At 63.5% G+C, this 14100-nt stretch carries 19 protein-coding genes; 14 read left to right on the top strand and 5 right to left on the bottom strand.

Annotated features, from left to right (window positions below):
- Positions 1-113 precede the first annotated feature (113 nt).
- Positions 114-470: an AtpZ/AtpI family protein gene (locus tag ACTG4J_RS05060; RefSeq protein WP_439137634.1), complete on the bottom strand. Its 357-nt coding sequence runs from the start codon at positions 468-470 to the stop codon at positions 114-116.
- Positions 471-700: 230 nt separating this feature from the next.
- On the opposite strand from ACTG4J_RS05060, the gene ACTG4J_RS05055 reads away from it, so the two are divergent.
- A complete protein-coding gene (locus ACTG4J_RS05055) occupies positions 701-1051 on the top strand; it encodes an ArsR/SmtB family transcription factor (RefSeq protein ID WP_439137633.1) in 351 nt (116 codons plus the stop codon).
- A 27-nt stretch (positions 1052-1078) separates the two neighbouring features.
- On the opposite strand, the gene ACTG4J_RS05050 is transcribed toward ACTG4J_RS05055, so the two are convergent.
- A complete protein-coding gene (locus ACTG4J_RS05050) occupies positions 1079-1933 on the bottom strand; it encodes a DMT family transporter (RefSeq protein WP_439137631.1) in 855 nt (284 codons plus the stop codon).
- Positions 1934-1980: 47 nt separating this feature from the next.
- Positions 1981-2865 carry a LysR family transcriptional regulator gene (locus ACTG4J_RS05045; protein WP_439137630.1) on the bottom strand — a complete coding sequence of 295 codons (885 nt, stop codon included), beginning with the start codon at positions 2863-2865 and terminating at the stop codon, positions 1981-1983.
- A 224-nt stretch (positions 2866-3089) separates the two neighbouring features.
- Between ACTG4J_RS05045 and ACTG4J_RS05040 the strand changes: the two genes are divergently transcribed.
- From ACTG4J_RS05040 to ACTG4J_RS04980, 13 genes are all read left to right on the top strand, one after another.
- A complete protein-coding gene (locus tag ACTG4J_RS05040) occupies positions 3090-3452 on the top strand; it encodes a DoxX family protein (RefSeq protein ID WP_439137628.1) in 363 nt (120 codons plus the stop codon).
- A 49-nt stretch (positions 3453-3501) separates the two neighbouring features.
- Complete coding sequence (locus tag ACTG4J_RS05035) at positions 3502-4071, top strand: hypothetical protein (protein ID WP_439137627.1); 570 nt, start codon at positions 3502-3504, stop codon at positions 4069-4071.
- Between the two features lie 190 nt (positions 4072-4261).
- Positions 4262-5764 carry a signal recognition particle protein gene (gene ffh, locus ACTG4J_RS05030; protein WP_439137625.1) on the top strand — a complete coding sequence of 501 codons (1503 nt, stop codon included), beginning with the start codon at positions 4262-4264 and terminating at the stop codon, positions 5762-5764.
- A gap of 2 nt (positions 5765-5766) precedes the next feature.
- The gene (locus tag ACTG4J_RS05025) at positions 5767-6273 is read left to right on the top strand and encodes a GNAT family N-acetyltransferase (RefSeq protein ID WP_439137623.1); all 507 of its coding nucleotides are present in this window, start codon (positions 5767-5769) and stop codon (positions 6271-6273) included.
- Positions 6274-6367: 94 nt separating this feature from the next.
- The gene (locus ACTG4J_RS05020) at positions 6368-6916 is read left to right on the top strand and encodes a GNAT family N-acetyltransferase (RefSeq protein WP_439137621.1); all 549 of its coding nucleotides are present in this window, start codon (positions 6368-6370) and stop codon (positions 6914-6916) included.
- Positions 6913-7440, top strand: coding sequence for a GNAT family N-acetyltransferase (locus ACTG4J_RS05015; protein ID WP_439137620.1), 528 nt, complete (start codon positions 6913-6915; stop codon positions 7438-7440). Before ACTG4J_RS05020 ends, ACTG4J_RS05015 begins: the two co-directional genes overlap by 4 nt.
- Complete coding sequence (locus ACTG4J_RS05010) at positions 7437-7742, top strand: chorismate mutase (RefSeq protein WP_439137618.1); 306 nt, start codon at positions 7437-7439, stop codon at positions 7740-7742. The genes ACTG4J_RS05015 and ACTG4J_RS05010 overlap by 4 nt, the downstream gene beginning before the upstream one ends.
- Positions 7743-7773: 31 nt before the next feature.
- On the top strand, positions 7774-8217 hold the full coding sequence (rpsP, locus tag ACTG4J_RS05005; protein ID WP_439137616.1) for a 30S ribosomal protein S16: 444 nt from the start codon (positions 7774-7776) through the stop codon (positions 8215-8217).
- Positions 8218-8268: 51 nt separating this feature from the next.
- Entirely contained in the window at positions 8269-8775 is a 507-nt protein-coding gene (gene rimM, locus ACTG4J_RS05000) for a ribosome maturation factor RimM (RefSeq protein WP_439137614.1), read from the top strand.
- Between the two features lie 105 nt (positions 8776-8880).
- On the top strand, positions 8881-9690 hold the full coding sequence (gene trmD / locus ACTG4J_RS04995) for a tRNA (guanosine(37)-N1)-methyltransferase TrmD (RefSeq protein ID WP_439137612.1): 810 nt from the start codon (positions 8881-8883) through the stop codon (positions 9688-9690).
- A 262-nt stretch (positions 9691-9952) separates the two neighbouring features.
- Positions 9953-10336 carry a 50S ribosomal protein L19 gene (rplS, locus tag ACTG4J_RS04990; RefSeq protein ID WP_439137610.1) on the top strand — a complete coding sequence of 128 codons (384 nt, stop codon included), beginning with the start codon at positions 9953-9955 and terminating at the stop codon, positions 10334-10336.
- 11 nt (positions 10337-10347) lie between these two features.
- Positions 10348-10569: a 50S ribosomal protein L31 gene (rpmE, locus tag ACTG4J_RS04985; protein WP_439137609.1), complete on the top strand. Its 222-nt coding sequence runs from the start codon at positions 10348-10350 to the stop codon at positions 10567-10569.
- A gap of 161 nt (positions 10570-10730) precedes the next feature.
- Positions 10731-11540 carry a division plane positioning ATPase MipZ gene (locus ACTG4J_RS04980; RefSeq protein WP_439137607.1) on the top strand — a complete coding sequence of 270 codons (810 nt, stop codon included), beginning with the start codon at positions 10731-10733 and terminating at the stop codon, positions 11538-11540.
- Positions 11541-11637: 97 nt separating this feature from the next.
- Here ACTG4J_RS04980 and ACTG4J_RS04975 read toward each other — a convergent pair whose 3' ends face one another.
- Positions 11638-12648 (bottom strand): cytochrome d ubiquinol oxidase subunit II, encoded by a 1011-nt coding sequence (locus tag ACTG4J_RS04975; protein WP_439137606.1) that lies wholly within the window; start codon positions 12646-12648, stop codon positions 11638-11640.
- Positions 12649-12653: 5 nt separating this feature from the next.
- Positions 12654-14090, bottom strand: coding sequence for a cytochrome ubiquinol oxidase subunit I (locus ACTG4J_RS04970; protein ID WP_439137605.1), 1437 nt, complete (start codon positions 14088-14090; stop codon positions 12654-12656).
- Positions 14091-14100: the final 10 nt, after the last annotated feature.

The following is a 14100-nucleotide window of genomic DNA, read 5'->3' as shown; positions in this document are numbered from 1 at the left end:
CATAGGCCAGCGCAAACAAAACCACCGCAAGCGCGATCAGCCCATAGGCGATCACGCGCCCGTTGCCCTTGGCTTGTGTCTCGGTGGTGTTGGTGCTTTCGCTCGCCACGACCTTAATCCTTCTCGTTCGCATCGACCGCCGCGGCGGCCTGTGTCTGTCTCTCGGCCTGAGCCGCGGCCTTTGTCTGAAGTTCATGTGCCGAGCGGATCATGGTTTTGACCCCGGCGACGAACCCCAGCAGCATGAACAAGACCATCATCCAAGGGCCAGTGCCCAAGAGCCAGTCCAGCCCGTATCCAATTCCGAAGCCGATGCCCATGCCGGCTACCAGCTCGATCACCATCCGCCAGGCCAGATGCGCCTGAGAATAATGTTCCTCCATATGGGGTTTGGGTGCCTGCGCCTGTTTGGCGGCGGCGATCCGTGCTTCGAGCGCCTTGAGCCGCGCATCGTCGCTTGGGTCAGCCATGACATCCACCCCCCTTTCGGAAGTTGCGCGGAAGCTATGTCGCCCGCGCCGCAGAGTCAACGCGCACCGCGCCGCAGAATTATCCGATCAAAATATTGATTTATAATAACAAAATAAAGATGCGACAAATCGGGCGGGCGGCGATGCCGGGGCAAATGACCCGCTTTGCACAAAACGCCATATTCAACCGATTGGTTGACGATCCGGGCCAAGACCGTCTAGCTCGGCGCATGCAAGATCCGCTCGACACCGTCTTCGCCGCCCTCGCCGACCCGACACGGCGCGAGATCCTGCGCATGCTGCTTGAAGATGACATGGCGGTCACGGATGTGGCCCACCCCTTCGCCATGTCGCTGGCCGCGATATCCAAGCATCTGGCGATCTTGGCCGGTGCCGGGCTGATCAGCCAAGAAAAACGTGGTCGGGTCAAATGGTGCAAGTTAGAGCCCGACGCGCTGCGCGATGCCTCGATCTGGATGCAATCCTTCGGCCAATTCGAGGCGGTGAACCTCGACGCCTTCGAGGCGTTTTTGGACCATGAGTTGCAGATGCAGAGCGACCCGGGCCAGTCCACCCCTTAGGCTGCGCCTTCAAGCGTACCCGACACCTCAATCCCGCAGCAACAGCCCAAGTGCCACAAAGGTCAACGCCATGCCGCCCAAAACCAGCAGTGGCGGCACGGGCTGGCCCAGCGCCAATTCCCAGATCAACACCCAGCTTGGCGTGAGGTAAGTATACGCCATCACCTTGGAACTGGGCAGGCGCATTGACGCAAACTGCCCCAAGAACACCGTTATCGCCGTGGCTGCGATCGCGGTGTAGACCACCGTGACCCAAACCAGCGGTCGCAGCGCCCCCCAATCGGTCGCGATCAGGTCGGGCAAGCCCCAACCACCGATGATCACCGTGCTGAAACACAGCGTCCAGAAGGTAAAGACCAAGATTGGCTCGCCGCGGTTGAGCCGCCGCACCATCGGCGTATAGGCGGCATGCGCAATACAACCCCAGAAAAAGATCGCCTCGCCCTGCCCGATCTCAAAGGCCATCAGCGCCGAAAGATCGGCACGGAAGATCACCCAAAGGGCGCCCACTGCACCTATCGCGAGCGCCACCCCAATGCGTGCGCCGAAAAGCTGGCGCAACAGCAGATAGCCGAAAAGCCCGCTCATCACCGGCGTCAACGTGAACACCGCCGCAACCGACACCGGCGCCGCGGTTTTCAGCCCCTCGAACATGGTGACGAAATAAATCGCGAACAGCACCCCCAAGAGCCCGTAGCGCCAAGGTGCCGCAAGCGCGCCGGTCAGCGTGGCGATCGCACCGCCGCGCGCCCAGATCACCGCCCCCACCAGCGCCGCCGACAACGCAAACCGCACCGCGTTCAGCGCGGCGGGCGCGATCTCGTTGGCGACCTGCCCTCCAAGCGAGAAGGCCCCGGCGACAAGGGCCGAAAACGCGAACATCGCAAGATGACCCTGCCGCGCCGGTTGCCCAAGGTCGCCAAAGGCGCTCACGCGGGGTCAACCCCCCAGTGCTTCACCTGCGATTTCAAGAAACGCAAAAAGCTTTGCACCTTGGCGGTGCGGTGAAGATCCATATGGGTCACAAGCCAGATCGGTGCGGACCATTCTTCCAAGGGCGCCATCACCTCGACAAGCGCATCGTTGTCTTCGATATCCCACCCCGCGACAAAGCCGATGCCGACACCCTCGTGCACCGCGATCTTGGCCGCGCGCGTCGAGCTGACCTTGAGCGCCATGGCGCCGGGTGGCACCACATCGTTCAACCAGCGGAAAAAGGGGGCGCGGATATTGTCGCCCGTCACACCGACAAAGCGATGCGCCGCGAGATTGGACATATCGAGCGGACCATGCGCCGCAACATAAGCGCGCGACGCGACAAGCCGCGGCAGTTGGTTGAAAAAGGGTTGCACGACATTGTCGGGCTGTTCAGGCAACGTGCCCGCGCGGATGGCGACATGGGCCTCGCCGTATTCCAGCCGGAACAGCCGGTGATCGGAAATCAGCTGCACCCGCAATTCGGGATGCAGCGCCATGAATTGCGCGATGGCAGGCACCAAAAGCACGGCAAGCTCATCGACCGAGGTGACGATCAACTCGCCCGTAACCTCGTCGCCGCGCCCGCGGATGCGGCTGGCGAGTTGCGCAAACTGGTCATCGCTCTGTGCCGCGATCTTCAGTAGATCCTGACCTGCCTCGGTGGCGGTGTAGCCGCGCGCATGCCGCTGGAACAGCTTGGCGCCCAGCCGCGCCTCGAGCGCGTCGATATGGCGGATGACGGTAGCGTGATGCACGCCCAACACCTCGGCCGCACCCGACACGGTGCCAAGGCGCGCGACCTGATAGGCGGTGCGGATCTCGTCCCAGTTATCCATCTCAACCCTGTCCACTCAACCAACGCGTCGCCGTGACTTTCACCTCTCGCGATGGTGAAGGCAAGGGGATGCGCAAAGTAACCTGAAAAAGCGAAACTTTGTGCGCAGGCGCGCAGAACTCCCTGCCGTGATTGACGTTTATCCCGCTTGCCCGCCCCGATAGCTTGCCTCCGATAAGCTGGCCCAAGCGGGCGGCAATCAAGTCAACAAATAGGAATATCAAGATGGACCGGATCAAAAGCTACACGCTTTTCGCCATAAAAGCCGTCCTGAGCTGTGCATTCCTAGCCGCGGGCGGGGCCAAGCTTTACGGCGTCGAGATGATGGTCGGCACTTTCGAAATGATCGGGCTCGGCCAATGGTTTCGCTATCTCACAGGCGTGATCGAAGTCGGCGCCGCGGCTTTGCTTTGGGTGCCGGGTCTGCGTGCGATCGGGGCGGGCGCCCTGCTTGTCACGATGGTGGGCGCCATCATCGCGCATCTGGCCGTGCTTGGCCCCTCGGCCATGCCGGCCGCGGTGCTGGGCCTTTTGGCGAGCGCGGTTCTTTACGCCCATCGCCACGAGATCGGGCGGACACGCGCCTAGGCGCTGCCTGCCCCTTCGCGGCAAGGCGCGCGCGTGATAGGCTTGCATGATGCGTCTTGCGATCATCATGCTTGCCTGTCTGCTTTGTGCCGCCCCACCGGCCAAGGCGATGATCTGCACAGTGGATTTCGCCTTCTCCGTGACCCAAGGTGCAGGAACGATCCGCCCCGCAGAACGCCTCAGCGGCACTGCGCGTTTCACCACCACGGGCCGCAGCTTTGCGGCAGAGGGCGGCGCACGGGTCCATATGGCACGCGGCGAGATGCGGATCGGCCACGATATCCGCGGCGAGATCTGGGCCGTCATCACCACGGCGGGCAACCCTGTCGCCGATCTCTTGGGCATACATGCACGCAATGTCACGGGTATGAACTTCGCGGGCCTTGCCTATCGTGGGCCGATGACCCTCAACCTCTATGGTCGCCCCGGCACCCTGCCCGCGCCCGAGATCCCCACTGACCCCGCAATCTGGTCGGCGATGGATCTGCGCCGCAGCTTTGCGCTGCATGCCTACGGCTATGATCGGCTGGCAGGCGAGATCGCCGCGCTCGATGTCGCCTGCGACCCGGCCGGCATGATTGACTCGCAACCCGAAAGCGCATATCCCGCCGCGCAATAGCCGGAAAGCGCCAGCTTCCCGGTCCCGTGCAGCGTCATGGGATCGCCCCCCGTCAGCGAGGTTTCGCCCACGGGGGCAATGCCCATTGTGGGCTTGCCCCTGAAACTTCGAAGGCGACGGGTAGTTGTGCATTTCGGCATCGCCCCCAAGTCTTCGGGGCATTCTGGATCGTAAAAGGGGGCCTGCGCCCATGTTTGAGAACCTCTCCCAACGCCTGTCCGGCGTCTTCGACCGCCTCACCAAGCAAGGTGCGCTGTCCGAAGATGACGTCCGCACGGCGATGCGCGAGGTCCGCGTGGCACTCCTCGAGGCAGATGTTTCACTGCCCGTCGCGCGCCAATTCATCAAGGCGGTCGAGAAAAAGGCCACCGGCGCGGCTGTCACCAAGTCGATCACCCCCGGCCAACAGGTCATCAAGATCGTCCATGATGAGCTGGTCCATGTGCTGACCGGCGACGAAGATCCCGGCCGCCTGAAAATCGACAACCCGCCCGCCCCCATCCTGATGGTCGGCCTGCAGGGTTCGGGCAAAACCACCACCACCGCGAAACTCGCCAAGCGTTTGAAAGAGCGCGAGGGCAAGCGCGTCCTGATGGCCTCGCTCGACACCAACCGCCCCGCCGCGATGGAACAATTGGCCATTCTGGGCACCCAGATCGGCGTTGACACGCTGCCCATCGTCAAGGGCGAAGATCCGGTGACGATCGCCAAGCGCGCCAAGACGCAAGCAAGCCTTGGCGGCTATGATGTCTATCTGCTCGACACCGCGGGCCGGTTGCACATTGACGCGGAACTGATCGCACAGGCCGCCGCCGTGCGCGATGTTGCCCAACCGCGCGAAACGCTGCTCGTCGTCGATGGCCTGACCGGTCAAGACGCCGTCAACGTCGCGCAGGAATTCGACGACAAGATCGGCGTCACCGGCGTGGTGCTGACGCGGATGGATGGCGACGGGCGCGGCGGGGCGGCCCTTTCCATGCGCGCGATCACCGGCAAACCGATCCGCTTTGTGGGCTTGGGCGAGAAAACCGACGCGCTCGAAACCTTCGAGCCCTCGCGCATCGCGGGCCGCATCCTTGGCATGGGCGATATCGTGGCCCTGGTTGAGCGCGCGCAAGAAACGCTCGAGGCCGAACAGGCCGAGCGCATGATGAAGCGCTTCCAAAAGGGTCAGTTCAACATGAACGACCTGAAAAGCCAGCTGGAACAGATGCTCAAGATGGGCGGCATGCAGGGCATGATGTCGATGATGCCCGGCATGGCCAAGATGCAAAAGCAGCTTGACGATGCGGGCTTTGACGACAGCGTCATCCGCCGCCAGATCGCGTTGATCAACGCGATGACCAAGAAAGAACGCGCCAACCCCGACCTGATGCAGGCCAGCCGCAAGAAACGCGTGGCCGCCGGCGCCGGGCAGGATGTGTCCGACCTCAACAAGCTGCTCAAGATGCACCGCCAGATGGCCGATGCGATGAAAAAGCTCGGCAAGATGGGCAAGACGGGCATGCTGCGCGGCGGCCTTGGCGCCTTGATGGGCAAGGGCGCGCCCGCCGCGATGAAGGGGATGGACCCTGCGGGCATGGACCCCAAAGCGATGGAAGAGGCCGCACGCAAACTGGGCATGGGCGGCCTGCCCGGTCTTGGCGGCGGCGCACTGCCACCCGGCCTGTCGGGCTTTGGGAAAAAGAAGTGACGATGCTGGCCCCGACCCTCACGACCGAGCGGTTGACGCTGCGCCCGATGCGCCATGGCGATTTCCCCGCCTATGCCGCGCTGATGGCGAGCCCCCGCGCGAGCCACATGGGTGGGCCCTATGACACCGCCGCTGCTTGGGGGCTGTTTTGCCATGACGCGGGCGGCTGGGCGCTCTTCGGCTATGGCGCGCTGATGATGGACCTGCGCGCGGGCGGCGAGACCGTGGGCCAAGTAGGCTTGAACGCCGGGCCGCTCTTTCCCGAGACCGAACTGGGCTGGATGCTCTATGACGGCCATGAGGGACAGGGCTACGCAACCGAAGGCGCGGCATGCTTGCGCGACTGGGCCTTTGCCGAACTGCCCCTCGACAGCCTTGTCAGCTACACCGATCCCGAGAACGAGGCCTCCAAGGCGGTGGCCCTGCGGCTTGGCGCGGTCGCCGATGACATCGCCCCGCGTCAAGACCCCGAGGATTGCGTGTTTCGCCATCACCAGAGGGTCATGTGATGCAAGGCTTTGCATTCTGCAACCAATCCACAGGCTTACCCACAGGCTTGGCCTCGATGGCTTGCGCTTGGGCGATCATGGGGGCGGTATCACGATGACCCCCCGCCTGATCGACACCCCCATCCTGACGACCGAACGCCTGACGATCCGCGCCCCGCAAGCTGCCGATTTCGAGGCCATCGCGCCCTTCATCACCTCGGATCGCGCGCGTTTCGTGGGCGGCGGTGCCGACAAAGGGATCGGCGTGGCATGGCGCATCCTCGCCATTTTCACCGGCCATTGGCACCTGCGCGGCACGGGCGTCTTCATCATGGCAGACCGTGCCACGGGCCGCCCCATCGGCTCGGCCGGGCCGTGGTATCCCGGCGATTGGCCCGCGCAGGAACTCGGCTGGTCGGTCTGGGCCGCGGCTGATGAGGGCAAGGGCTACGCGCATGAGGCAATGCTGGCGCTGCGCCGCCATGTCTATGCCGATCTCGGCTGGCCCACCGCGGTCAGCTATATCGACGAACGCAACACCCGCTCGCTCGCCCTTGCGCGGCGCTTGGGCTGCACCCGCGACGAGGCCGCCCCCCGGCCCAAAAGCGACGAACCGATCGAGGTCTGGCGCCACCCCCCGCCCTCCGAGGTGTTGGCAGCATGACCACAATCCCCACCCTCACCACCGAGCGCCTGACGCTGCGCGCGCCCCGCCTGTCGGATTTCGACGCCTATGCCGCGTTCCGCGCGTCAGAGCGGGCGCGCTTCGTCGGTGGACCGGATAACCAGATCAAGGCTTGGGGCCAGTTCATCGGCCTGCCCGGGCAATGGGCGATCCGGGGCTATGGCCGCTGGATCGCGGCGGACCGCGACACCGACGCGCCCGTGGGCGTGGTAGGTCTGCTCTACCCAATCGGCTGGCCCGAACCCGAGATCGCATGGTCCATCTTCGTCGAGGCCGAGGGCCGCGGCCTTGCGCAAGAGGCCGCCTTGGCCGCGCGTCACTACGCCTACGAGACCGCCGGCTGGACCACCGCGATCAGCTTGATCGACCCGGCCAATACCCGCTCGGTCGCCTTGGCAGAACGCCTCGGCTGCCAGCCCGAAGGGGCTTTTCAGCACGCGATTTTCGGGGCGATGCAGATCTGGCGCCACCCCGCCCCCGCCACCGAAGGGATGCATGCATGACCGACGCCACCACCCGCGCCGCCGAACTGCTCAAAGGCCATCGCGAAAGCATCGACCGGCTCGACGCGATCCTCGTCTATACGCTGGGCGAGCGCTTCAAACACACGCAGGCCGTGGGCCGCCTCAAGGCCGAACACGAGCTGCCCCCCTCCGATCCCACGCGCGAATCCGCACAGATCGCGCGCCTCGAAGATCTTGCGACACGGGCCGATCTCGACCCGGAATTCGCCAAGAAATTCCTGAAGTTCATCATTCAGGAAGTCATCCGTCACCACGAACAACATCAGGAAAACGGGGCATAATCCGCCCCTCGCCAACCCAAGGAGATACCCAATGGCAATGAAGATCAGACTGGCCCGCGGCGGCTCGAAAAAGCGCCCCTTCTATGCAATCGTCGCCGCCGACAGCCGCATGCCCCGCGATGGCCGCTTCATCGAGAAGCTCGGCACCTATAACCCCCTCCTGCCCAAGGACAGCGAAGAGCGCATCCGCATGGATGTCGAGCGCGTGAAGCATTGGCTGGCCCAAGGCGCACAGCCCACCGACCGCGTCGTGCGCTTCCTCGAAGCCGCAGGCGTGCTCGAGAAAAAGACCCGCAGCAACCCGGTCAAGGCCGAACCCGGCAAGAAAGCCAAGGAACGCGCCGCTGAAAAGGCCGCCAAGGAAGCCGCCGCAGCAGAAGCTGCCGCCGCCCCCGTGGAAGCTCCCGCCGAAGCGGTCGTCGAGGCCGAGGTTGAGGTCGCTGCAGAGGCCGCGGCTGAAACGGCGACCGAGTAATCGGCCCGACCATGCGCGTGCTTGCATGGCATATCGCTTGTGGACCCGGTCATGGCTGACCGGGTCTGCGTCGGCGCGATCGCGGGCGCCTTTGGCGTGCGCGGCGAGGTGCGGCTGAAAAGCTTCTGCGCCGAAGCCGCCGATATCGCCACCTATGGCCCGCTGAGCACCGAGGACGGGGGGCGCAGCTTCGATATCACGCTGACCCGCCCCGTCAGCTCGGGTTTCGCGGCCCGGCTATCGGGCGTCATGACCAAGGAAGCCGCCGACGCCTTGCGTGGTGAGCGTCTTTTTGCGCCGCGCAGCGCCTTGCCGAACCTGCCCGACGATGAATTCTACCACGCCGATCTTCTGGGGCTGAGCGCGCGCGACACCGGCGGGGCCGAACTGGGCAAGATCGCCGCCGTGCTGAATCATGGCGCGGGCGATATTCTCGAATTGCGCGGCGCGCCGCTCAAGGGGTCTGTGCTCGTGCCCTTCACCCGCGCCATCGTGCCGACCGTCGATCTGGCCTCCGGCCGCGTGATCATCGACCCGCCCGAGGGGCTGTTCGACTGACCGGGTCTTCTTCGTTTGATAAATATCCCGGGGGAGGCGCAACGCGCCGGGGGCAGCGCCCCTCCTTCTCTTGCCCAAATCACCGGCTGCCCCTAGGTGGATGACATGACAGACACACCTGCGAAATCCCATGGAAGGCTGGCGATCTCCGCCAGCCTCACACCGCGCGACCTGATGAGCGAGACACCGCGCCTCAAGGGCGCGTGGTGCGCCAAGATCGTCACGCTGTTTCCCGACCTTTTTCCCGGCGTCTTGGGCGCCTCGTTGACCGGCAAGGCGCTGCAACACGGTCTTTGGGCGCTGGAAGCGATCGATCTGCGGAGCTTCGGCACCGGCAAGCACCGGCAAGTCGACGACACCCCCGCCGGCGGCGGTGCGGGTCTGGTGATGAAACCCGATGTCGTGGGCCGCGCGCTGTCCATGGCCGAGATCGGCACGCCCGCCGACCCCGCGCGCTGGCCGCGCATCTATCTGTCGCCGCGTGGCAAACCCTTTTGTCAGGCCGATGCCGCAAGGTTCGCGCAAGCCGAAGGCATGACCTTGCTCTGCGGTCGCTTCGAAGGCGTGGATCAACGCGTGATCGACGCCCATGGGCTCGAAGAGGTGAGCCTTGGCGATTTCGTCCTGACCGGCGGCGAGATCGCGGCCCAAGCCTTGCTTGACGCCACCGTGCGGCTTCTCCCCGGTGTCTTGGGCAATGCAACCTCGACCGAAGAGGAAAGCTTTTCTGACGGGCTGCTCGAACATCCGCAATATACCCAGCCCCGCGACTGGAAGGGGCGTGCTATTCCGGATGTGCTTTTGTCCGGCAATCACGGCGAAATCGCCAAATGGCGCCGTGCCGAGGCCGAGCGCCTGACGGCGGCCCGCCGCCCCGATCTTTGGGCCGCCCACAGGGCGCGCAAAGATGATTGAGCCAAGCAAAATCAGCTTGATCCGCTGCAAGACCCGGCCTATACGCAGCGCACGCCCGCGGGGGTAATCCCGGCGGGCTTCCGTTTTCGTGCATGCTTCGGCACGGGCCCATGACGGATTGACGAACAAGCAACGGTCAGACGACCTCTGACGGGCGCCCCGCAATGGCGGAACAGGCGGACCCGGGTGAAGATCAGAGCTCTCGGCGCAAGGCCATGACATCTCTGCGGAACAACCGTGGGCAAACATAGGAGTGGATCAGATGAACCTGATCGCACAGATCGAGGCGGAACAAATCGCCGCGCTGGGGAAAACAATCCCCGATTTCAAGGCCGGCGATACGATCCGCGTCGGCTACAAGGTGACCGAAGGCACGCGCTCGCGCGTTCAGAACTACGAAGGCGTCTGTATCAGCCGCCGCAACGGCTCTGGCATCGCCGCATCTTTCACCGTTCGCAAGATTTCCTTCGGTGAAGGCGTCGAGCGTGTCTTCCCGCTGCATTCGACCAATATCGAATCCATCGAAGTGGTCCGTCGCGGCAAGGTGCGCCGCGCCAAGCTGTATTACCTGCGCGCGCGTCGCGGCAAATCTGCCCGTATCGCCGAGGATAACACCTACAAGCCGCAAGCCGGCGCCGACCAATAAGGAGCCGCGTGATGAAAAAGGATATCCACCCCGACTATCACGTCATCAACGTCAAGATGACCAATGGCGACATGGTCCAGATGCGCTCGACCTGGGGCAAGGAAGGCGACACCATGTCGCTCGACATCGACCCCACCGTTCACCCGGCATGGACCGGTGGCGGCGCGCGCTTGCTGGATACCGGCGGCCGCGTGTCGAAGTTCAAGAAGAAGTACGAAGGCCTCGGCTTCTGAGCCACGCCAACATGATGAATTCAAGCGCCGCCCCAAGGGGCGGCGTTTTTCTTTCGTGATTGCGGCTTAACCTTTGCGCGCGCGTGACGTATCATCCGCCACATATCGCGGCCTTCCGGCAGGGCTTGCATAGATGTTGAGGCGTACCTGGGGGGCTGGCCGTGGCGCATATCATCGTTTTGGGCAATGAAAAGGGCGGCTCGGGTAAATCGACCACCGCGATGCATGTGGCGACCGCCTTGGCGCGCATGGGCCATGTCGTGGGCGGTTTGGATCTGGACCTGCGCCAACGCAGCTTTGCGCGCTATATTGAAAACCGCACCTCCTCTATCGCCGCGCGTCAACTCGACATCGCCGCGCCTGAGCTTTTGGAGCTGCCCGAGATCGCGCCATCGGAACTGGGCGAGGGTGAAAACAGCCTCGACAAACGCCTTGCCACCGCGGTGGCCATGCTGGAGGGACGGTGCGATTTCATCGTCATCGACTGCCCCGGCAGCCATACGCGCTTGAGCCAAGTGGCCCATAGCTTGGCCGATACGCTGATCACGCCGATGAATGATAGCTTCGTCGATTTCGACCTTTTGGGCCGCATCGACAGCGACGGCAGCACGATCAAGGGCCCGAGCGTCTATTCCGAGATGGTTTGGCATGCCCGCCAATTACGCGCCAAGGCTGGGCTGAAGCCGATGGATTGGATCGTGGTGCGCAACCGATTGGGCGCGCAGGAGATGCACAACAAGCGCAAGGTCGGGCGCGCGCTGGAAAGCCTGTCCGAGCGCATCGGGTTTCGCGTGGCGCCGGGATTTTCCGAGCGGGTGATCTTTCGCGAATTGTTTCCCAGCGGCATGACGCTGTTGGATCTGCGGGAATTGGGTGTGGATCGGCTCAACATCTCGAACCTTGCCGCGCGCAACGAGCTGCGCGACCTGATGCGGGCGCTGAACCTGCCGGGGGTGAGCGTCGATTTCTAGGCGGGCTTGCCGCCCACAGCGGCACGCGGCGGGGGGCTTTGCCCCCCGGACCCCCCAGAGTATTTACAAAGCAAAGATACCATGATCCGGGGGAATATCAGTCGTAGCGCAGCTCCGTCGCCTTGCCGCGAAAGATCGTATAGGCCAGCACCGAGTAGCCCGCGATCACCGGCACCACGACGCAGGCCCCCACGAAGATGATGAACAGACTTTCGGGCGCCGAGGCCGCCTCGTAGATCGTCAGCCGCTCTGGCACGACATAGGGGTAGAAGCTGTAGGCCATGCCAAGATAGGCTAGTGCGAAAAGCAACGTCGCAACTGCGAAGGGCAGCCAAGAGCGGCGATCGCCAGCAAAGGGCATGGCGCGCAGCATCCGCCAGAGCCAAAAGATCAAGAGCCCCGACAAGATCGGCAGCGGCGCGAGGTAGAGCACCTGTGGGAAGCTCAGCCATTTCTCGAACAGCCGCATGGAGACGAGCGGTGTGGCAAGCGATACCGCCCCGATGCCAAGCACGACGCCCCAGAGGCTTTCGCGGGCCCAGCGGACAGATTTATGCTGCAACTCGGCCTCGGTCTTGTGGACCAGCCATGCCGCACCGATGAAACTATAGCCGACCGCGAGAAACACGGCCGTGAGGGTGGCAAAGCCATAGGTGGCCCATGTCTGCTCAAGCCCCATGACATAAAGGCCCAGCATGAAACCCTGCGCCAGCGCGGTCATCAACGAGCCCACGAAGAACAACCGGTTCCACAGCCGCTTGTGATGATCGCGCGCCTTGGCGCGGAATTCGAAGGCCACACCGCGCAGGATCAGCCCCACGAGCATGATGAAAACCGGCAGATAAAGTGCGGTCAGGATCATCCCATGCGCCTGTGGAAAGGCCACTAGTAGCAGGCCCACGGCCAGCACCAGCCATGTCTCGTTGGCATCCCAGAACGGGCCGATCGAGCCGATCATCTTGTCTTGTTCGGCCGGTGTGGCCAGCGGGAACAAGATACCGACACCAAGGTCGAAGCCGTCGAGCACCACATAGATCAGGATCGACAGCCCCATCAGCGAGGCAAAGGCCCAAGGCAGCCAATCGGCGGGATTTGCGAAATCGGGCATCGGGTTCACTCCGCAGGGGTCAGCGCGACGACACCGGCCTTGCCGGAGTGGCTCATGTCGATGGCGCGCCCATCATCGCCTTTTGCCGCCTTGCGGGCGAGATAGGCGATCACGCCGATATAGGCGAAAAGAAGCGCCGCATAGATCGCGAGATAGGTGATGAGCGTGCCCAAGACCAAGGGCGCGGGCACATCAGCCACGGCCATCTCTGTCGTCATCACACCTTGCACCAACCACGGCTGGCGGCCGATCTCGGTGGTATACCAACCGGCGAGCGTCGCGACCCAGCCGGAAAATGCCATGGGCACCAACGCCCACAGGATCGGTTTGGGCAGACCCTCGACGGCCAGCCAATGACCCTTGATGCGCCCCTCATGGAGCGCGCGGCGGCGCCACATGAACCAGACCGAGGCCCAACTGAGCAAAAGCATCGCCATGCCGGTACCGACCATGACGCGGAAGGACCAGAATACCGGCGCGACGGGCGGATGCAGCACCGTGCCATCCTCGGCGACGAAATCATTGAGGCCCTTGAGGACCCCGTCCCAGTGATGGGTCAAGATGAACGAGGCCAGGCCGGGGATTTCCAACGCCATGTGGTTGGTCCGCGCCTCTTCATCGGGGATACCGAAAAGAACCAACGGCGCGCCGGCCTGTGTTTCCCACAAGCCCTCCATCGCGGCGACCTTGGCGGGCTGATACTCCTTGGTGTTGAGACCGTGCAAATCGCCCATGAAGATCTGGACCGGGATCAGCAGCGCGCCAATCACCACGCCCGTCTTAAGCATCGCGCGCACTTCGCGTGTGCGCTCGCCCAGCAGCCAGCGAAACGCCGAGACGCCCGCGATCAGGAAACCAACGGTCAAGAAGCTTGCCAGCATCATATGCGCAAAGCGATAGGGCATGGACGGGTTGAAGATGATGGCCCACCAATCGGTGGCGAAGGCCACGCCATCGACCATTTCAAAACCCTGCGGCGTGTGCATCCAAGAATTCAGGACGATGATCCAGAAGGCCGACATGCTGGTCCCGAAGGCCACGAGGAAAGTCGCCAACATGTGGAGCCACCCCGGCACACGGGAAAAGCCAAACAGCATGATGCCGATAAACACCGCCTCAAGGAAGAACGCGGTCAGCACCTCATAGGCCAAGAGCGGCCCCGCGATATTGCCCACGGTTTCCATGAAGCCCGGCCAGTTTGTCCCGAACTGGAAGGACATGGTGATGCCCGAGACCACCCCCATCGCAAAGCTGAGCGCGAAGATCTTCACCCAGAAGCGATAGGCGGCCATCCATTTGTCATCGCGGGTCTGCGCGTAGCGGACGCGGAAGAAGAACAAGACCCAACCAAGCGCGATGGTGATCGTCGGAAACAGGATATGGAACGAGATATTGGCCGCGAACTGGATGCGGCTGAGGATCAATGTGTCGAGCGTTTCCATGGCAATCGTC

This window comes from Roseicyclus sp. (genome assembly GCF_965662675.1).
Taxonomy (GTDB): domain Bacteria; phylum Pseudomonadota; class Alphaproteobacteria; order Rhodobacterales; family Rhodobacteraceae; genus Roseicyclus.
Note: the sequence above shows the minus strand (reverse complement) of the source record. Positions and strands in the feature narration are given on the sequence as shown.

Coding starts and splice junctions, on each gene's coding strand:
- ACTG4J_RS05060 (WP_439137634.1), bottom strand. CDS start 470: ATGGCTGACCCAAGCGACGATGCGCGGCTCAAGGCGCTCGAAGCACGG.
- ACTG4J_RS05055 (WP_439137633.1), top strand. CDS start 701: ATGCAAGATCCGCTCGACACCGTCTTCGCCGCCCTCGCCGACCCGACA.
- ACTG4J_RS05050 (WP_439137631.1), bottom strand. CDS start 1,933: ATGTTCGCGTTTTCGGCCCTTGTCGCCGGGGCCTTCTCGCTTGGAGGG.
- ACTG4J_RS05045 (WP_439137630.1), bottom strand. CDS start 2,865: ATGGATAACTGGGACGAGATCCGCACCGCCTATCAGGTCGCGCGCCTT.
- ACTG4J_RS05040 (WP_439137628.1), top strand. CDS start 3,090: ATGGACCGGATCAAAAGCTACACGCTTTTCGCCATAAAAGCCGTCCTG.
- ACTG4J_RS05035 (WP_439137627.1), top strand. CDS start 3,502: ATGCGTCTTGCGATCATCATGCTTGCCTGTCTGCTTTGTGCCGCCCCA.
- ffh (WP_439137625.1), top strand. CDS start 4,262: ATGTTTGAGAACCTCTCCCAACGCCTGTCCGGCGTCTTCGACCGCCTC.
- ACTG4J_RS05025 (WP_439137623.1), top strand. CDS start 5,767: ATGCTGGCCCCGACCCTCACGACCGAGCGGTTGACGCTGCGCCCGATG.
- ACTG4J_RS05020 (WP_439137621.1), top strand. CDS start 6,368: ATGACCCCCCGCCTGATCGACACCCCCATCCTGACGACCGAACGCCTG.
- ACTG4J_RS05015 (WP_439137620.1), top strand. CDS start 6,913: ATGACCACAATCCCCACCCTCACCACCGAGCGCCTGACGCTGCGCGCG.
- ACTG4J_RS05010 (WP_439137618.1), top strand. CDS start 7,437: ATGACCGACGCCACCACCCGCGCCGCCGAACTGCTCAAAGGCCATCGC.
- rpsP (WP_439137616.1), top strand. CDS start 7,774: ATGGCAATGAAGATCAGACTGGCCCGCGGCGGCTCGAAAAAGCGCCCC.
- rimM (WP_439137614.1), top strand. CDS start 8,269: ATGGCTGACCGGGTCTGCGTCGGCGCGATCGCGGGCGCCTTTGGCGTG.
- trmD (WP_439137612.1), top strand. CDS start 8,881: ATGACAGACACACCTGCGAAATCCCATGGAAGGCTGGCGATCTCCGCC.
- rplS (WP_439137610.1), top strand. CDS start 9,953: ATGAACCTGATCGCACAGATCGAGGCGGAACAAATCGCCGCGCTGGGG.
- rpmE (WP_439137609.1), top strand. CDS start 10,348: ATGAAAAAGGATATCCACCCCGACTATCACGTCATCAACGTCAAGATG.
- ACTG4J_RS04975 (WP_439137606.1), bottom strand. CDS start 12,648: ATGCCCGATTTCGCAAATCCCGCCGATTGGCTGCCTTGGGCCTTTGCC.
- ACTG4J_RS04970 (WP_439137605.1), bottom strand. CDS start 14,090: ATGGAAACGCTCGACACATTGATCCTCAGCCGCATCCAGTTCGCGGCC.